The sequence below is a fragment of the Bosea sp. 124 genome, from assembly GCF_003046175.1.
Lineage (GTDB): Bacteria > Pseudomonadota > Alphaproteobacteria > Rhizobiales > Beijerinckiaceae > Allobosea.
On record NZ_PZZM01000001.1, the window covers coordinates 2,141,984 to 2,156,975 of the forward strand.

The 14,992-nt window shown below is 62.2% G+C and carries 14 protein-coding genes; 7 read left to right on the forward strand and 7 right to left on the reverse strand.

What is annotated here, in order from left to right:
• Positions 1–39 precede the first annotated feature (39 nt).
• The 5 genes from C8D03_RS10040 to C8D03_RS26095 all read left to right on the forward strand — a co-directional run bounded on the left by C8D03_RS10040 (position 40) and on the right by C8D03_RS26095 (position 5,309).
• Positions 40–1,455: a toll/interleukin-1 receptor domain-containing protein gene (locus tag C8D03_RS10040; RefSeq protein WP_181300839.1), complete on the forward strand. Its 1,416-nt coding sequence runs from the start codon at positions 40–42 to the stop codon at positions 1,453–1,455.
• Positions 1,452–3,008: an argonaute/piwi family protein gene (locus C8D03_RS10045; RefSeq protein ID WP_248308416.1), complete on the forward strand. Its 1,557-nt coding sequence runs from the start codon at positions 1,452–1,454 to the stop codon at positions 3,006–3,008. The genes C8D03_RS10040 and C8D03_RS10045 overlap by 4 nt, the downstream gene beginning before the upstream one ends.
• Positions 3,009–3,218: 210 nt before the next feature.
• Positions 3,219–4,367 (forward strand): Fic family protein, encoded by a 1,149-nt coding sequence (locus C8D03_RS10050; RefSeq protein WP_248308417.1) that lies wholly within the window; start codon positions 3,219–3,221, stop codon positions 4,365–4,367.
• A 57-nt stretch (positions 4,368–4,424) separates the two neighbouring features.
• Positions 4,425–4,799: a L,D-transpeptidase gene (locus tag C8D03_RS10055; protein WP_108046132.1), complete on the forward strand. Its 375-nt coding sequence runs from the start codon at positions 4,425–4,427 to the stop codon at positions 4,797–4,799.
• A 51-nt stretch (positions 4,800–4,850) separates the two neighbouring features.
• Complete coding sequence (locus tag C8D03_RS26095; RefSeq protein ID WP_146170136.1) at positions 4,851–5,309, forward strand: hypothetical protein; 459 nt, start codon at positions 4,851–4,853, stop codon at positions 5,307–5,309.
• Positions 5,310–5,349: 40 nt separating this feature from the next.
• Here the strand turns inward: C8D03_RS26095 and C8D03_RS10060 are convergent, their stop codons facing one another.
• Positions 5,350–6,633, reverse strand: coding sequence for a relaxase/mobilization nuclease domain-containing protein (locus tag C8D03_RS10060; RefSeq protein WP_108046133.1), 1,284 nt, complete (start codon positions 6,631–6,633; stop codon positions 5,350–5,352).
• Here C8D03_RS10060 and C8D03_RS10065 point away from each other — a divergent pair.
• Both C8D03_RS10065 and C8D03_RS10070 read left to right on the forward strand, forming a co-directional pair.
• Entirely contained in the window at positions 6,626–6,970 is a 345-nt protein-coding gene (locus C8D03_RS10065; RefSeq protein WP_108046134.1) for a hypothetical protein, read from the forward strand. The two genes, C8D03_RS10060 and C8D03_RS10065, sit on opposite strands and share 8 nt — an antisense overlap.
• 474 nt (positions 6,971–7,444) lie before the next feature.
• Positions 7,445–8,257: a DUF72 domain-containing protein gene (locus tag C8D03_RS10070; RefSeq protein WP_108046135.1), complete on the forward strand. Its 813-nt coding sequence runs from the start codon at positions 7,445–7,447 to the stop codon at positions 8,255–8,257.
• Positions 8,258–8,362: 105 nt separating this feature from the next.
• On the opposite strand, the gene C8D03_RS10075 is transcribed toward C8D03_RS10070, so the two are convergent.
• From C8D03_RS10075 to htpX, 6 genes are all read right to left on the reverse strand, one after another.
• Positions 8,363–8,830, reverse strand: a complete 468-nt coding sequence (locus tag C8D03_RS10075) for a YbaK/EbsC family protein (RefSeq protein ID WP_108046136.1) — start codon at positions 8,828–8,830, stop codon at positions 8,363–8,365.
• Between the two features lie 4 nt (positions 8,831–8,834).
• Positions 8,835–9,101, reverse strand: coding sequence for a hypothetical protein (locus C8D03_RS10080; protein ID WP_108046137.1), 267 nt, complete (start codon positions 9,099–9,101; stop codon positions 8,835–8,837).
• 30 nt (positions 9,102–9,131) lie between these two features.
• The gene (gene purH / locus C8D03_RS10085) at positions 9,132–10,724 is read right to left on the reverse strand and encodes a bifunctional phosphoribosylaminoimidazolecarboxamide formyltransferase/IMP cyclohydrolase (protein ID WP_108046138.1); all 1,593 of its coding nucleotides are present in this window, start codon (positions 10,722–10,724) and stop codon (positions 9,132–9,134) included.
• Positions 10,725–10,812: 88 nt separating this feature from the next.
• Positions 10,813–12,531 (reverse strand): heparinase II/III family protein, encoded by a 1,719-nt coding sequence (locus tag C8D03_RS10090; RefSeq protein ID WP_181300841.1) that lies wholly within the window; start codon positions 12,529–12,531, stop codon positions 10,813–10,815.
• A 90-nt stretch (positions 12,532–12,621) separates the two neighbouring features.
• The gene (locus tag C8D03_RS10095; RefSeq protein WP_248308418.1) at positions 12,622–13,995 is read right to left on the reverse strand and encodes an RsmB/NOP family class I SAM-dependent RNA methyltransferase; all 1,374 of its coding nucleotides are present in this window, start codon (positions 13,993–13,995) and stop codon (positions 12,622–12,624) included.
• A gap of 4 nt (positions 13,996–13,999) precedes the next feature.
• The gene (gene htpX / locus C8D03_RS10100; RefSeq protein WP_108051468.1) at positions 14,000–14,932 is read right to left on the reverse strand and encodes a zinc metalloprotease HtpX; all 933 of its coding nucleotides are present in this window, start codon (positions 14,930–14,932) and stop codon (positions 14,000–14,002) included.
• Between the last annotated feature and the right edge of the window lie 60 nt (positions 14,933–14,992).

Here is a 14,992-nt window from a genome sequence, read left to right on the forward strand (position 1 = left end):
CGATTGCCGGGCGCCGGGCGCGGGGATCGCGAGCGACGAGTGGATAGTTCTCCTGTCGCCATCACCGCCGGTGCAAGCGATCCAACCCTCGTTCGCGACATCGTCTTCATCAGTAAAGGGACGCCCAACGACGACGAGTTCACTCTTTGGCTCGCGCCTCGGTTGGAGGCCGCCGGATATGTCGTTTTCGCCGATATCTTGAACCTGCAAGGCGGGGACCGCTGGCGAAAAGAGCTGACTGAAACCCTGCAAAAGCGCGCTGTGAAAATGCTGCTTTGCTGCCAGGACGCGACGCTCGCAAAGAACGGCGTTCAAGAAGAAATCGGCATAGCAGAGGATCTGGCAAAGGAGCTGGATGACAAGCGCTTTATTATCCCGTTACGGCTGAAGAAGTTTAAAAAGCTGTTTGGCATAGGTGGCCTTCAATACGTTGATTTCGAGCATAGCTGGGCGAAGGGCCTGATCGATCTCCTAGAATTGCTTGAGCGCCAAGGCGTTCCTTGTGACAGGCAGCACGCAGTCATAAATCCGAATTGGGAACTCTATCGGAAGCGGCATTCACTCGAACTTATTCAAAGCCCTGAGACGCTCACTTCGAACTGGCTGCGCATCGCGGCCATTCCGAGCCAGATTCGGTACTGCGAACCCACCGGCGCGATCGACCACAGCAGGACAAAGAAAGCCTATGGCGATGCCGGCTTTCCGTTCTACCTTCACAATCGTGGCGTTCTCACATTTCTGACCGCCGATGAGATGAGGGCTGCTGTCCGGGATCTTGGCTCTTTTCAAGAGCTGCATAGCGTCTCGGTGCAGACGTTCGCCGAAGAAGGTATGCCAGAAATCGGCCTTCAACCACGCGAAGCCAAAAACATTCTGGTGTTTCTGTTCAAGGCTGCCTGGCAAAATTTCTGCAAGGCAAATGGCTTCCTTGAATATCACTATTCCAAGACGCCCGGTTATCACGTCGGGAAAGCCAAACTGGCGGTGGGCAAGAAAATTCCCTGGGGGCGGCAGGGAAGCAAGCGTTCTGCGATGCTTCGCAATGTCGCGAAGGGGAAGGTTTGGCAGTTCGGAATCTCGGCTATCCCGGTTCTCTGGCCCTACTATCATTTTCGCCTAAAATCGCGGGTTCTGTTCGCTGAGTTTGAGAATGATAAAGAGGGATCGCTTGTTGCCGACGACAAGCAGTTCCGCCTTCGACGCTCCGTCTGCAAGGGATGGAGAAACAAGCAGTGGCACGGAAGGCTGATGGCCTTTTTAGAACTCATGGCCGGCGAGAGGGCTTATATCGATTTGGCGGTAAGTCCGACCGAATCTATTCGGCTCGACAGCGCGCCCCAGCTCTTCACATCACCCGTGACGACCCCGCTGCCAAACGTCCTCGGCGAAGAGGATGAGGACTCCGATCCATCCGTGCTGGGCAATCGGGACATCGAGCAGGAGGCTGCGGAATGATCGAACTGCCTGAGAAATCGCTTCAGATCATCCATATCGCAGAGCCGCAGCTTGGTTTTGCGCACGGGCAGACCTGCGAACATCCAAAAGATGGCTTGCACCTCTACGGCCCGAACTCCGGACCCACGCGGCCGATCAAAGTGAGAGTCGGCGCCGTCGGGACTGCGACCGGCCTTGCCTATCTGGATAAGCACCTCATCGCGTTGTGCAATCCTGTCGACGTTCCACCGCCAGGGAAAACGGACAAAGAAAACAGACTGCATCTTTCGAATTTTCCAGGACTAGAAGAGACCTTCGGAATTTCAATCGACACGAAGAGCATCGCTCGCCGCGTCGTCAAAATTGAAGAAATCGAACGTGCGACGCTGATTATCAATCATCACGAGGCAGTCCGAGAGGTCGTTGACGTCTATGTTAAAGCGATTGATGAGCACGAGAAAAATGAAGAGCAATCGGTAGATATCTGGATACTAGTGCTTCCAGAGATCATATATGATCGCTGTAAACCGAAATCCCGTCGTTCAGGCCTGAATCTTGTGTTGGGGACCTTCGCGCGGACGCAAAGCAAGAAGATTGACCTGCCCCTTTTCGCCGACGTGATTGATCAGTCCGCCGAAGAAATATTCGAAGATATGCCGAATTTTCACCGGCAGGTGAAAGCCCAACTCCTAAGACGAGCGAAAACATCTCAGCTCGTCCGGGAGACAACATTGGCGCCCGCAGAATTTGTAAATAAGGCGGGCTATCCATCTCGGCCGATCCAAGAGCCAGCGAGTGTCGCTTGGAACTTGGCAACTGGCATCTATTATAAGACGCAGCCAGAGCCACCTTGGAAATTGGCGAGCGCGCGTCCTGGCGTTTGCTATATCGGCCTCGTCTTTAAGGTGCTGCCCAATCATCCGAAGCACCATGCCTGTTGTGCCGCTCAGATGTTTTTGAGCGAGGGCGATGGGATCGTTTTTCGCGGGGCCAATGGCGCTTGGAAAACGTCGGATTATGAATTTCACCTCAGCGAGAGCGAGGCGAAAAAGCTCATTCAGAAAGTCATTGATACCTTCACCGAAAAACACGGGAAGCCGCCGACAGAGCTATTCATTCACGGCAAGACGACGTTTAACAAGGTGGAGTGGGATGCGTTCTCGTCCGTCTGCCCTCCGGGGACAAATTTGGTTGGCGTCAGAATAAAGACAACGGACGGCGACACGAAGCTCTTCAGGGACGGTGATTATCCCGTTCTCCGTGGCACCGCGATGATCCTCGATGATCGCAATGCATTCCTTTGGACAACGGGCTTTCTGCCTCGGCTGGACACCTATATCGGCCCGGAGACACCCAACCCGCTTTCCGTGACAATTCTGAAAAGCACCGGCCCGACACCCCCCATCGAGAATGTCCTCGGGGATATAATGGGGCTGACAAAATTGAATTATAATGCGTGCAATTTCAATGATTCACTTCCGGTTACGATCCAGTTCGCCGACAAGGTCGGTGATGTACTTACGCTAAAGGCTGCTCAGGGCGCGGAAAAGCAGCCCTTCAAATATTATATTTGATAATTATCATTTACGGGGTAGCGCAAAAATTGCTCCCTAAACGGTCATCAAACCGGCCATTTAAGCGAATTAATTATCGTAGAAATTTGGCTATCTGCATGATAATATGAATTAATTGAAAAAATTAAACCGGCCATAAAACCGGCCATCTAAGTGGTAGATATGCCTTTAAGAGACGATAATGAGGGAATAGGCCTTTTCGAACCGCTGATGGTTTCAAGCGGTAATAAGGCGCGAGATGACCTCAACGATCTAGCATTAGAGCTCGCAAAGCGCTCGGAGGGGTTTCGCCGCAGCCTGCCGGAATCGATCGCGACCGCACTCGCCGATCTCGTGCGTTCGATGAATTGCTACTACAGCAATCTCATCGAAGGCCATAACACGCACCCGGTCGATATTGAACGCGCGCTTGCGGGCGACTACAGCGCCAACCCCGGCAAGCGCAATCTTCAGCTCGAGGCGAAAGCGCACATCACCGTCCAGAAGTGGATCGACGACGGCGGTATTCCGGGCAGCGCCACCGACCCGGCGGTCATCTGCGACATCCACAAACGGTTCTGCGAGCTGCTGCCTGCTGAGCTGCTTACGGTTGAAGATCCTGTCACGCACGAGCGGTTCGAGATTGTGCCGGGCGCGTTGCGGGAGCGCGACGTGCAGGTCGGGCGGCTGGTCGCGATCAGCCCCGGCGCTGTTCCCCGCTTCCTGGACCGGATGCATCAGGCCTATGGCCGGCTCGGCAAGATCGAATCCATTCTTGCTGCCGCGTGCGGACACCATCGGCTTCTTTGGGTCCACCCGTTTATCGACGGGAACGGCCGCGTCGCGCGATTGATGTCGTATGCCATGCTTTTGCGCGCGCTCGACACGAGGGGGTTGTGGTCCGTCGCGCGCGGCCTAGCTCGCAAGGAAACGGCCTACAAGGCGCATCTCGCCGCCTGCGATCTTCCACGCCGTAACGACCTTGATGGGCGCGGGACACTGAGTGAGGAAGAGCTTGCGAAATTCACGTGCTTCTTCCTGGAAGCCTGCATCGATCAGGTCGACTTTATGGAAGGGCTGATGAAGCCGGACCGGTTGCGTGACCGCATCATGATCTGGACCGAAGAGCAAATGCGCGCGGAAGTGTTGCCAGCGAAGTCCGATATCGTGCTGAAAGCTCTTCTTTATCAAGGCTCACTGGAGCGCGGCGAGATCGCGCCCCTTCTCGGCCTTAGTGATCGCGCGGCGCGGCGCGTTACATCCTCACTGCTCGATGCCGGCGTGATCAGTTCCGAGACGACGCGAAGCCCGCTGTTTCTGGCATTCCCCGCGAAATACGCGGATCGCTGGATGCCAGGGCTGTTCCCGCCGGCAGAATGATGCCTTACTGACGTAACGTCCTTTCATTCACAGCGCTGAATTGGAGTTTTGCGGGGGATGGCCAAGCGCATCGTGGTGAGCTTAAAGGACCAGCAGTTGGTGGCTTATGAGGGCACCAAAAAAGCGTTTACATTTGACTGCATGACGGGGGATGCTGACCATCCGACCGACAAAGGTGTCTTCTACATCATTTGGAAAAGTAAAAACCACGTAAGCAAAGCGTACGGTGTAAAAATGCACTTCGCATTGTTTTTTACGACCGATGGAAAAGCTATTCATCAGTACCATGCGCCCGGATTCCATGTCACAAGATCTTTAAAGAAAAACGCAAGCGACTGGTTTGGTTCGCATGGCTGTGTTAGATTGCAAGAGGAAGATGCAAAGCGAATTTATAAATGGGCTCAGGTCAAAACGAGTGTGACGGTGATTTAAGGAGGGTGATATAATTTGAAACGCATAAGAAGTTTTATTTCGACACTTATAGTGTCTGTGCTGTTGCAGGCCGGATCTGCCATTGCAGATGAATCGCGCGTCCGAGAAGAATTATTGGCATTTGATCCCTCTTCCGTAATGAAAATTGATATACAGCTCGAAGGTCGAAAAATCACGGCCGAGCGTCAGAAAGGCAGCAAGGGATTTTTGATCACCGATCGAAAAGGAGAGAAGATAAATCGTTGCAGATCGTCGTATTCATTTAATGGATCTTTGGAATCTATTTCGACATTTACATCAATCGGTCCTGCTTTGAAATTTATGGGCAGATCCAGCAAAGAGGTATTGAAAATTGATATCAACTTTTCCGAGCAGATGGGTACGGGCGTTTGGACGTTCTACGACGCTGGGCAAAAAACTGTGATCGGGCAGTCCCAAGATTCAGGCGATATCTACGAACTAGACATTCGTCCCGAGACTCTCAAAGCCCTGGCAGCTGGCTGTCCTTGACCAAGCGCCAGCTATTTTGCCGTCGATCACGAGACAAAAGTTAGGTCGGCGAAATGTCGCGTCGCCTACGCATTCTGCGCACAGCGCCTGCGACGTACAATTCCACCAATTGCTCGGGCACGCGCGCATGGTCTCCAGGCTCCTGGAGTAATTGCAACTCGCTTTCCAAGCGCTGCTCGTGCTCTCGGATCTGGCGATGGAGCAAACGGCGGTCATGCAGCTGCCGTTCGATCAAGGCCTGCTGCTCAGCACGATCCCGCTGATGCGCGCGTAAAAGTTCGGCCTCGTTGTGGCGCCGTATCTCAGCGTGACGCCCCGTGATCCGGTCCCAAATCCCTCTCAGAAACCCGCTGCTGAAGCGTTCATGCCGGATGCGCGCTTCCTGCGTTTGCCGGACAGTGTGTAGCTCCATCTGAATCTGACGTTCATGGCGTTGCCATGCAACGAGCTTGCGCTTCTGTTCCTGGAGGCCGAGCCGCGCTTCATTGAACTCGCTCTTCGCTTCCGCTGCGAAGCGCATCAATTTCACACTGACCTCCCGTGCCAGACGTTCTTTCACGTCAGTGACAGTAGGGTAGCCAGCGGGCTCGCCGAGGCGTGCGTTCACTTCCTTCGTTTTGACATCTGCCCAGCGGGCGATCGCGTAAACTTCACCCGTGTGATCGAGGGTGACAAATGCCCGCCGGTCCCCACGCGCGACGTAATAGCCGCGTGCTTCCATCGCCTGTACGAACGCCTTAGCGGAATCTGAGATCGCCCAGCAATCCTGAAAAATGGCCTTGATCGTGCGCGGATCGCGGCTGATCCGCTTGGCCTGCTGCCATTCTTCCCGTGAGAAATTCAGGGGGTTGCGCTCCTCGCTGTTCACGAGCCCACGTGGCATCTTCCAGCCATGCTCGATAAAAAGCTCGCGCGTCAGATCCTTCAGCTTCATTTTGAAATGCGGCATGTTCACCGCGCGCATCTCGTCCGCCTTGATCCGCGACCATACGCAATGGGCATGGCGTCGCCCCTGTTTCTCATGGAAGACGATGACGCGCGGCTGACCAGTCAAGCCGAGCTTTTCTTCCGCCGCACCGATCGCGCGCTCGAAATCCGCAACGGTCGCCGTCTCGCCTTCCGGCGGATTGAAGCTGCATGAAAAAAGGAACTGCCGGCACTTCGTGCCTTTGCTGATGGCATAGGCCTCCCGAAATGCGCTTTCGACATCCTCGCCCATGAAGCCCCTGACTTCGTGAACATGAACATGATCATTCTCGTCGTCGCGCATGAGATGCACGGCGAGCGCTTTTCCGCCCGCGCGCTGTGACGCTTTAATGATCATCTGCGCCTCCTTCGATCAGGCCGAGGCCGACCATCAGTCGCTCACGGATTTCAAGCGTGGCGTTGCAGGCCGACCGGATCGCTTCTTCTGTTTCTTGATTGACGGGGAGGGCGCCAACGCGGGCTGCCTGGAGCATTTCGCGGAGCATCGGCGCCAGATCGGATTGTCCGAGTATGGCCAAGACATGCGCGACTTGCCGCGCATTGGCCGTCGGTTCCTGCCACCGGCGAGGACGGTTTTCGCCATTGAAGAGTCGCGTGCGAATGTACTCGCCCAGCGTCCGTTTCCCCGCTTCCGCGACGAGACGGCTCCGCTCCTCCTCCGTCAGCCTTATTGAGACTGGCGTAGTTTTTGGTCCTCGTTTGGAAGGCATTTCAATCCCGAAGCGGGATCGAACCGATGCCGGATTTGCCGTAAATCCGCTCAGGCCGAGCGGCTACGGCGCCTCTGGTTTAGGTCCGATATCCCACGCTACGTGAATGAAACGGCGCTTAGAGCGAGCCCCCGCAACCAACCATTCAAAAAGCCCTCGCAGCTCCGCTGCGAGGGCTTTTTGCGCGTGGCGCCGACGCCAGGATAGCTTAAAGCCGATCGCTGCCTCCAAAGGATCGCGGCCGGCGAGACGCCGCCTGACCCCCGGTCGATCGTTCCAGCCTGCGGTAGGGTGCTGAAAGGACCGACAAGCCGCTGCTGACATCGGATGTCGCCAGGCCGGTTCAGCGCCGCCGCCGGGGCTGCTATGTTGCCTACGGAGACAGGGAACGGCCCTGGCGCATTCGCCGGCAAGCGTATCCGGCCCGGGGGACCCGAAATGACGGCAGCAGAGGGCAAGATCAGGGTCGGGATCGGCGGCTGGGTGTTCGAGCCCTGGCGCGGGACGTTCTATCCGGACGGCCTGCCGCAGAAGCGCGAACTCGAATATGCCGGGGAGCGGCTCGACTCGATCGAGATCAACGGCACCTATTATGGCTCGCAGAAGCCCGAGAGCTTCGCCAGATGGCGAGCGGAGACGCCTGAAGGCTTCGTTTTCGCGCTGAAAGGCTCGCGCTACATCACCAACCGCCGTGTGCTGGCGGAAGCGGCGCCCTCCATCGAGAAGTTCTTCAGCGGCGGCGTGATGGAGCTGAAGGAGAAGCTGGGGCCGATCAACTGGCAGTTCATGCCGGCGAAGCGCTTCGATCCAACAGATTTCGAGGCCTTTCTCAAGCTGCTGCCGCAGACGGTCGACGGTGTTCCGGTCCGGCATGCCGTCGAGGTGCGACACGACAGCTTCCAGACGCCCGATTTCATCGCGCTCCTGCGGGGATACGACGTCGCCGTGATCACCTCGGCGGATTCCGACTACACGCAGATCGCGGACGTCACGGCCCCCTTCGTCTATGCCCGTATCATGGGCACGAAGGAGGCCGAGCCGAACGGCTATTCCGATGCCGATCTCGAGCGATGGGTCGAGCGCGCTCGTGTCTGGGCGAAAGGCGCGGTGCCGGAGGGGCTGGAGACGGTCGGCGCGGCACTTCCCAAGACAGGCCCGCGCGATGTCTTTCTGTATGTGATCAGCGGCGACAAGGTCCGTAATCCGGCCGCCGCCATGGCGCTGACGCAGCGGCTCGCAGCCAAAACCTGATCCTGCGCGTCAGGCCAAACCCTGATCAGGCCAAGTCCTGGTCAGATCAGGTCCTGGTCAGATCAGGTCCTGGTCAGATCAGGTCCTGGTCAGATCAGGTCCTGGTCAGATCAGGTCCTGGCAGACATCGACCCATTGCGCGCCCGTCAGCGCGGCCATGCGCTCTGGCGCGATGCGGACGGCGCTCTGCGTCGAGCCGGCGGCGGGCACGACCTCGTCGAAGCTCTTGAGCGAGACATCGCAGTAGACCGGCAAGAGGGTAGCCAGTCCGAAGGGGCAGACGCCGCCGACGGGGTGCCCGGTCAGAGCGACGACCTCGTCAGCATCCAGCATGCGCGGTTTTCCGCCGAGCGCGGCCTTGGCCTTGCGGTTGTCGAGCCTGGCATCGCCGCGCGCCACCACCAGCACGACGCGCTCGCCGATGCGCAGCGAGAGCGTCTTGGCGATGCGCGCCGGCTCGACGCCATGGGCTGCGGCGGCGAGCGCGACCGTCGCGCTGCTCTCTGCCGTCTCGATGATCGCGATGTCGGGAGCGTGCGCGGCAAAGAAGGCGCGGACCGAGTCGAGGCTCATCGCGCTACCGGAACTTCAGGAAGAGCAGGATCGCGAAGGCTGCCGGCAGGCCAAAGACGAGCGAGAAGAACGGCATCTCCTGCAGGAGCGTATAGCCGGCGCGGTTGACGCCGACCCAGAGATTGACGAGCGAGGCGACGAGCCAGAGCGGCAGGAAGAGCTTGACGGCGAAACCTGTCGGGTCGCCGCCGCCGAGCTTCAGCCGGCGCGCCAGGAAATGCAGCGCTCCGAGCAGCGCGAAGCCTGCCGCGATGATCTTCAGCGTGTGCATGCGGCCTCCATCCTCGCTGCCGGAAAGGGCTCAGTGCCGGAAATGACGGTGGCCGGTGAAGACCATGGCGAGGCCGGCCTCGTCGGCCGCCTTGATGACCTCGTCGTCGCGCATCGAGCCGCCAGGCTGGATCACCGCCGTGGCGCCCGCTTCGGCTGCGGCCAGCAGGCCGTCGGCGAAGGGAAAGAAGGCGTCGGACGCAACGACCGAACCCTTGGCCAGCGTCTCGGACAGACCCGCGGCCTTCGCCGCCTCTCCGGCCTTCCAGGCGGCGATGCGCGAGGAATCGACCCGGCTCATCTGGCCGGCGCCGATGCCGACGGTGGCCCCGTCCTTCACATAGACGATGGCGTTCGACTTGACATGCTTGGCGACGCGGAAGGCGAAGCGCAGATCGGCGAGTTCGGCTTCGCTCGGCTGGCGCTTCGTCACGACCCTGAGCTCCATGTCGTCGACCACGGCGTTGTCGCGGGCCTGGGCCAGGAAGCCGCCCGAGACGGTGCGCAGCGAGAGGCCGGGGGCGCGCACATCCGGCAGGCCGCCGGTGAGCAGCAGGCGCAGGTTCTTCTTGGCGGCGATCAGGGCGATCGCCTCCTCGTCGGCGTCGGGCGCGATGATCACCTCGGTGAAAACCTCGACGATCTTCCGGGCCGCCTGCGCATCGAGCTTACGGTTGAGAGCGACGATGCCGCCAAAGGCCGAGACCGGGTCGCAGGCCAGGGCCCGCTCATAGGCCTCAAGCGGCGAGCCGCCCGTGGCGACACCGCAGGGATTGGCGTGCTTGACGATGACGCAGGCCGCCGACGCCGCGGGGTCGAACTCGGCGACGCATTCGAAGGCGGCGTCGGTGTCGTTGATGTTGTTGTAGGAGAGCTGCTTGCCCTGGACCTGGCGGGCGGTCGAGACACCGGGGCGGCTGCCCGGCGTGCGGTAGAAGGCTGCCCATTGATGCGGGTTCTCGCCATAGCGCATGGTCTCGGCCAGATGGCCGCCGAGCGCGCGAAAAGCCGGGGCGGTGTCGCCGAGCTCGCCCGCAAACCAGTTCGAGATCGCGGCGTCGTATGCCGCGGTGCGGGCATAGGCCTTCTGGGCGAGCTTGCGGCGCAGCGTCAGCGTGGTCGCGCCCTTGTGGGACTGGAGATCGCTGAGCACGGTGGCGTAGTCGGCGGCATCGACGACGACCGCGACGTCGTTGTGGTTCTTGGCGGCGGCGCGGATCATCGCCGGCCCGCCGATGTCGATGTTCTCGATACAGTCGTCATAGGGCTTGGCTGCAGCGACCGTCGCCTCGAAGGGGTAGAGGTTGACGACGAGCAGGTCGATCGGAGCGATGCCGTGGCCGAGCATCGAGGCCTGGTGCTCGGGATGCGAGCGGATCGCCAGCAGCCCGCCATGGACCTTGGGATGCAGCGTCTTGACGCGGCCGTCCATCATCTCCGGGAAGCCGGTCAGATCGGAGACGTCGGTGACGGGCAGCCCGGCTTCGGCGAGCGCCTTGGCGGTGCCGCCGGTCGAGACCAGCGCGATGCCGAGGAGGTTCAGCGCACGCGCGAAATCGATCAGCCCGGTCTTGTCGGAGACGGAAAGGAGTGCGCGTTCGACGCGGCGAAGCTCGGTCGGCATCGGGGCATGTCCAGAATTGATGAGGCAGGCGGTTGGCGCGAGCTATCATGCTGCGGCGCGCAAAGCAAAGAATGCCGACGCGGGCGGATCATGCGTCCTGCGCCGGCTCCGGCGGCGTTCCGGTATCGGGTGGCGGCGGCCTGAACCGCCCGGTCGATGCCGCGGCGGCAACGATGCGGCTGAACCGCCAGGCGATGCGCGGCGTCGCCACCGCGTCGAAAGCAACGCTGAGCTGTTCGGTGCGGCGCCGGCCATCGGCGGCTGCAAGGAAGATGCTCTCCTCGATCGAGACCTGCAGGCCCGAGGCCTCGAAGGCCCAGACCTCGCCATTGGGCAGCGCCAGCATGGCGCCCGCTCCCTCGCGGATCAGGCTCGGCCTGATCGAGGGGTGCAGATGGAAGCGGGCCACGGCCGGCAGGCCGGAGGGCGTTCCGCCGAGCGTGATCTCGTCCTCGCCGGTCAGCGTGGCGCCATCGCGGGCGAGCAGCAGGCGGCGCGTATGCACGGCACCGAGGCCGCGGCGATAACCGTCATGACTGCCGACCCACTCCTGACCCGCCTCGGCGTCCTGCCTTGCGACGCGGACATCGGCGGGCCCGGCGACGACCCGCATCTCGCCCAGAACAAGCCCGAAGGCGGCGCTGGAGCGGTCGTCGAGCGTCACGGTGGAATGCGCCGCCGTGCTGCGGGCGGCGAGCCGCAATTCGGCCGAGCCGTAGCGGCTGGTGCCGCAATTGACGACGATCCGCTGGGCGCCGCTGGAGAATTCGAAGGCGAGGCAGCCGGCATGCGCTTCGACGGAATGGGCTCCGCGCGGCGGTGCGCCCGCATCGATCACGACGATGCTGCGCTCGCCGGAGAGGCGGCTGTAGCCGGCATAGGCCGCCTGCTCGATCGGCCGGGCGCGGGCGTCGTCATAGGCGGCGAGCGTCGCCATCAGGTCGGGCGGGGTCGTGCCCATGCCGTTGAACAGGGCGAGCGCGCCATCGCCGTGACGGAACAGGCGCAGATGCGGCATCATCCGCTCGATCGCCATCAGCACGCCGCGGGGCGGCTCGATGCCGCGCGCCATGAAGGTCTCGCGCAGCGGCAGCAGGTCGAGCAGCAATTCGATCAGCAGACGCGGGTTGCGGCTGAGATGGCCGCCATCGGGCAGGATCTGGTGGTCGAGTTCGTCGGAGAGCTGGAATTCGAGCCGCTTTCGGCGCCCATCCTGGCCGTCGAGACAGATCGCGGCGAAGGCGACGGCGATCAGGCAGTTGAGCCGCGCGGAGCCCTCGACCGCGCCGGCCAGTGCGAGGTTCAGCCGATCGGCCAGCCGCGAGACATGGCGCAGGAAGCGCTCGTAGAAGACATGGTCTGCGCCTTCCAGCAGCAGCGGCGAATGCGACAGGAAGGAGATCAGCCGCCGCGCCGCGACCGCCGGACGCCGGGCGATCTCGTTGCGGTCGCGCCGCCGGGTGATGAAGTCGTCGACCAGCGCGCGGGCATTGGCGCGGGCGATCGCGGTGTCGGCGGCGTGCATGTGCCGCAGCCAGCCGAAGCCGTGCAGCGCCTCGGCCCAGGCCTCGCTCGGCGGCTCGCTGTCGAAAGGCGATTCGCCATGCGTGCGCAGCGTGCGGCCGGAGAAGGCGTAGTAACCGGCATAGATGTCGCCGGCCGTGGTCGGGTCCGAGGTGCGCAGGTCATGCGGCGCGAAGAGCAGGCGCGTTGCGGACGAGCGGCCGAAGGGCCAGAGCTTGCGCGCGAAACCGACGAGCTGGCCACGGGTCCGCCGCGCCGCCCGCCCGATCGCGGCCTGCGCCAAACCCCTGCGCTCAGACCAGCCGTTCAATGCCCCAATACGCCCCGTACCCATTACGCCTGGTGCCATCAGCCGATGCGAATCCCCGCATGGTCATAGCCTGATCAGGCGGCTTGCGTAAAATCCGCTCCATCCCGAGAGACGGGGCGTCTCGTTGCGGAGCTGGTGGGGCAGGGTGCGCAGGTCGCCGCTGTTGTCGATCGCCTCGGAAAGGCCGCCGATCTCGGCCGGATCGATTGGCTTGCGGGCGAAGTCAGGGTGGGCCTTCAGAAAGGCTTCGATCTGCTCCTCGCCCTCCTGCGGCTCGAGCGAGCAGGTGCAGTAGATCAGCCGTCCGCCCGGCCGCGTCAGGCGCGCCGCTGCCTCGAGCAGGCGTGCCTGCAGGGCAACGAGCTTGTCGCGATCCTCCGGGGACTTGGTCCAGGCGACGTCGGGGTGGCGCCGGATCGTGCCTGTGGCGCTGCAGGGCGCGTCGAGCAGCACGGCATCGAAGGGTTCGGCCTCCCAGAGGGTGGCGTCCTTCACGACGATCTCGGCGGAGAGGCCGAGCCGCTCCAGATTGGCCCTGAGGCGGCGCAGGCGCGGGCCGGAGCGATCGACCGCCGTGACCGTCGCTCCCAGCGCGGCGAGCTGCGCGGTCTTGCCGCCGGGGGCGGCGCAGAGATCGGCGATGCGCTCGCCCGGCTTGGGCGCCAGCAGGCGCACCGGCAGCGCGGCGGCGGCATCCTGCACCCACCAGGCGCCTTCGTCGAAGCCGGGCAGGCCGGTGATGGCCTGGCGTTCGCGCAGGCGCACGGACCCGGTCGGCAGCAGGACGCCGTCCAGCTTCTCGGCCCAGCCTGCGGCATCGTCCTTCACGGAGATATCGAGCGGGGGCTCGTTGCGGTGGCTTTGCGCGATGGCGGCGGCGGCGTCCTCGCCATAGCGCTCCATCCAGCTCTCGGCGAGCCATTCGGGCGTGTCGAGGAAGGGATCGACCGCTTCCGCCAGGATCGCCTCGCGCTCGCGGGCGAGACGCCTCAGCAGCGCATTGCCGAGCGCGACATAGCGGGAAGACCGGGTGTCCTCATGCAGATGGCGGATGGCGAGATCGACGGCGGCGTGGTCGGGCACGTCGAGAAAGAGGATCTGGGCGGCGGCTGCGACCATGATCGGCTCGAAGAGGCCCGAATTGCGCGGGCTACCGCGCTCGAGCCTGGCATTGATCGCCTCCTGAATGGTGCCGAGGTGCCGGAAGGCCGTGATCGCGATGGCGCGGGCCAGCGCGCTGTCGGCTGCATCCAGCCCGTAGGATGGCGCCAGCCGCTCATGGGTGTCGTCCAGCGCCAGCCTTGCGCGCAGGACCTCGTCGATGACGGCGGCAGCCAGCCGGCGGGCCGGAAGGCCCGGCACCGTCGCTGCGCCGGTCCGGCTGTCGTCGTCCTGCTGGACCTGGCCGCGATCGTCTTGCGTGATTCCCTTCGCCACCGGATCAGCCCCAGGGGCCGGGCTGGTGGCCCGAGCCGGAACCGCTCCAGGGGCTCTGCGCGGCCTGGCTCATGAAGCCGCCGCCTGCATGGGCACCGATCCCCATGGCGCGGGCCTGCTCCATCAGCGCGGCGATTCGATTGCCAGTGTCGGGGTGTGTCGAGAACAGGGAATCCATGCCGCCGCCAGTCAGGGGATTGATGATGAACATGTGCGCCGTAGCAGGCTTCGCCTCCGCCGTCTCGTTTGGAATATGCGCGACGCCGCCCGCGATCTTGGCGAGCGCATCGGCGAGCCAGACCGGATTGCCGACGATCTCGCCGCCGAGCTTGTCGGCCTCGTATTCGCGCGAGCGCGAGATCGCCATCTGGATGACCATCGCAGCCAGCGGTGCCAGGATCGAGAGCAGGATCTGGACGATGACGTTCGGCCGGTTCTCGCGCGAGCCGAACATCATCCCGAAGGTCACCAGCGAGGAGATCGCACCGGCCATGGTGGCGGTGATCGTCATCGTCAGCGTGTCGTGATTCCTGATATGGGCGAGCTCGTGCGCCATCACGCCGGCAAGCTCCTCATAGCTCAGCGTGCGCATGATGCCGGTCGTCGCCGCGACGGCGGCGTTCTGCGGGTTTCGCCCGGTGGCGAAGGCGTTGGGCTGGTCCTCGTCGATCAGATAGACGCGAGGCATCGGCATGTTCGCGCGGGCCGCGAGATCGCGCACCATCCCGTAGAGTTCCGGCGCGCTGCGCTCGTCGACCTCGTGGGCGTTGTGGGCGGCCAGCGCCAGCCTGTCGGAATTCCAGTAGCTGAAGAGATTGGTGACGGCAGCGAAACCCAGTGCCATGAGCATGCCGCTGCCGCCGCCGAGCAGGTAACCGACCGCGCCGAACAGCGCAGTGAGGCCGGCCATCAGCATGCCGGTGCGGATGTAGTTCATCGTCTTCCCCATCGGCCACATTCGCGGATCGCGGCGACATGCCTCTCCCCGGATGCGGAT

Bases quoted from the DNA above. Each gene is read 5' to 3' on its own strand.
- C8D03_RS10060 (WP_108046133.1), bottom strand. From the start codon at position 6,633: ATGATCATTAAAGCGTCACAGCGCGCGGGCGGAAAAGCGCTCGCCGTG.
- htpX (WP_108051468.1), bottom strand. From the start codon at position 14,932: ATGAACTACATCCGCACCGGCATGCTGATGGCCGGCCTCACTGCGCTG.
- C8D03_RS10065 (WP_108046134.1), top strand. From the start codon at position 6,626: ATGATCATCTGCGCCTCCTTCGATCAGGCCGAGGCCGACCATCAGTCG.
- C8D03_RS10070 (WP_108046135.1), top strand. From the start codon at position 7,445: ATGACGGCAGCAGAGGGCAAGATCAGGGTCGGGATCGGCGGCTGGGTG.
- C8D03_RS10050 (WP_248308417.1), top strand. From the start codon at position 3,219: ATGGTTTCAAGCGGTAATAAGGCGCGAGATGACCTCAACGATCTAGCA.
- C8D03_RS10055 (WP_108046132.1), top strand. From the start codon at position 4,425: ATGGCCAAGCGCATCGTGGTGAGCTTAAAGGACCAGCAGTTGGTGGCT.
- purH (WP_108046138.1), bottom strand. From the start codon at position 10,724: ATGCCGACCGAGCTTCGCCGCGTCGAACGCGCACTCCTTTCCGTCTCC.
- C8D03_RS10080 (WP_108046137.1), bottom strand. From the start codon at position 9,101: ATGCACACGCTGAAGATCATCGCGGCAGGCTTCGCGCTGCTCGGAGCG.
- C8D03_RS10045 (WP_248308416.1), top strand. From the start codon at position 1,452: ATGATCGAACTGCCTGAGAAATCGCTTCAGATCATCCATATCGCAGAG.
- C8D03_RS10075 (WP_108046136.1), bottom strand. From the start codon at position 8,830: ATGAGCCTCGACTCGGTCCGCGCCTTCTTTGCCGCGCACGCTCCCGAC.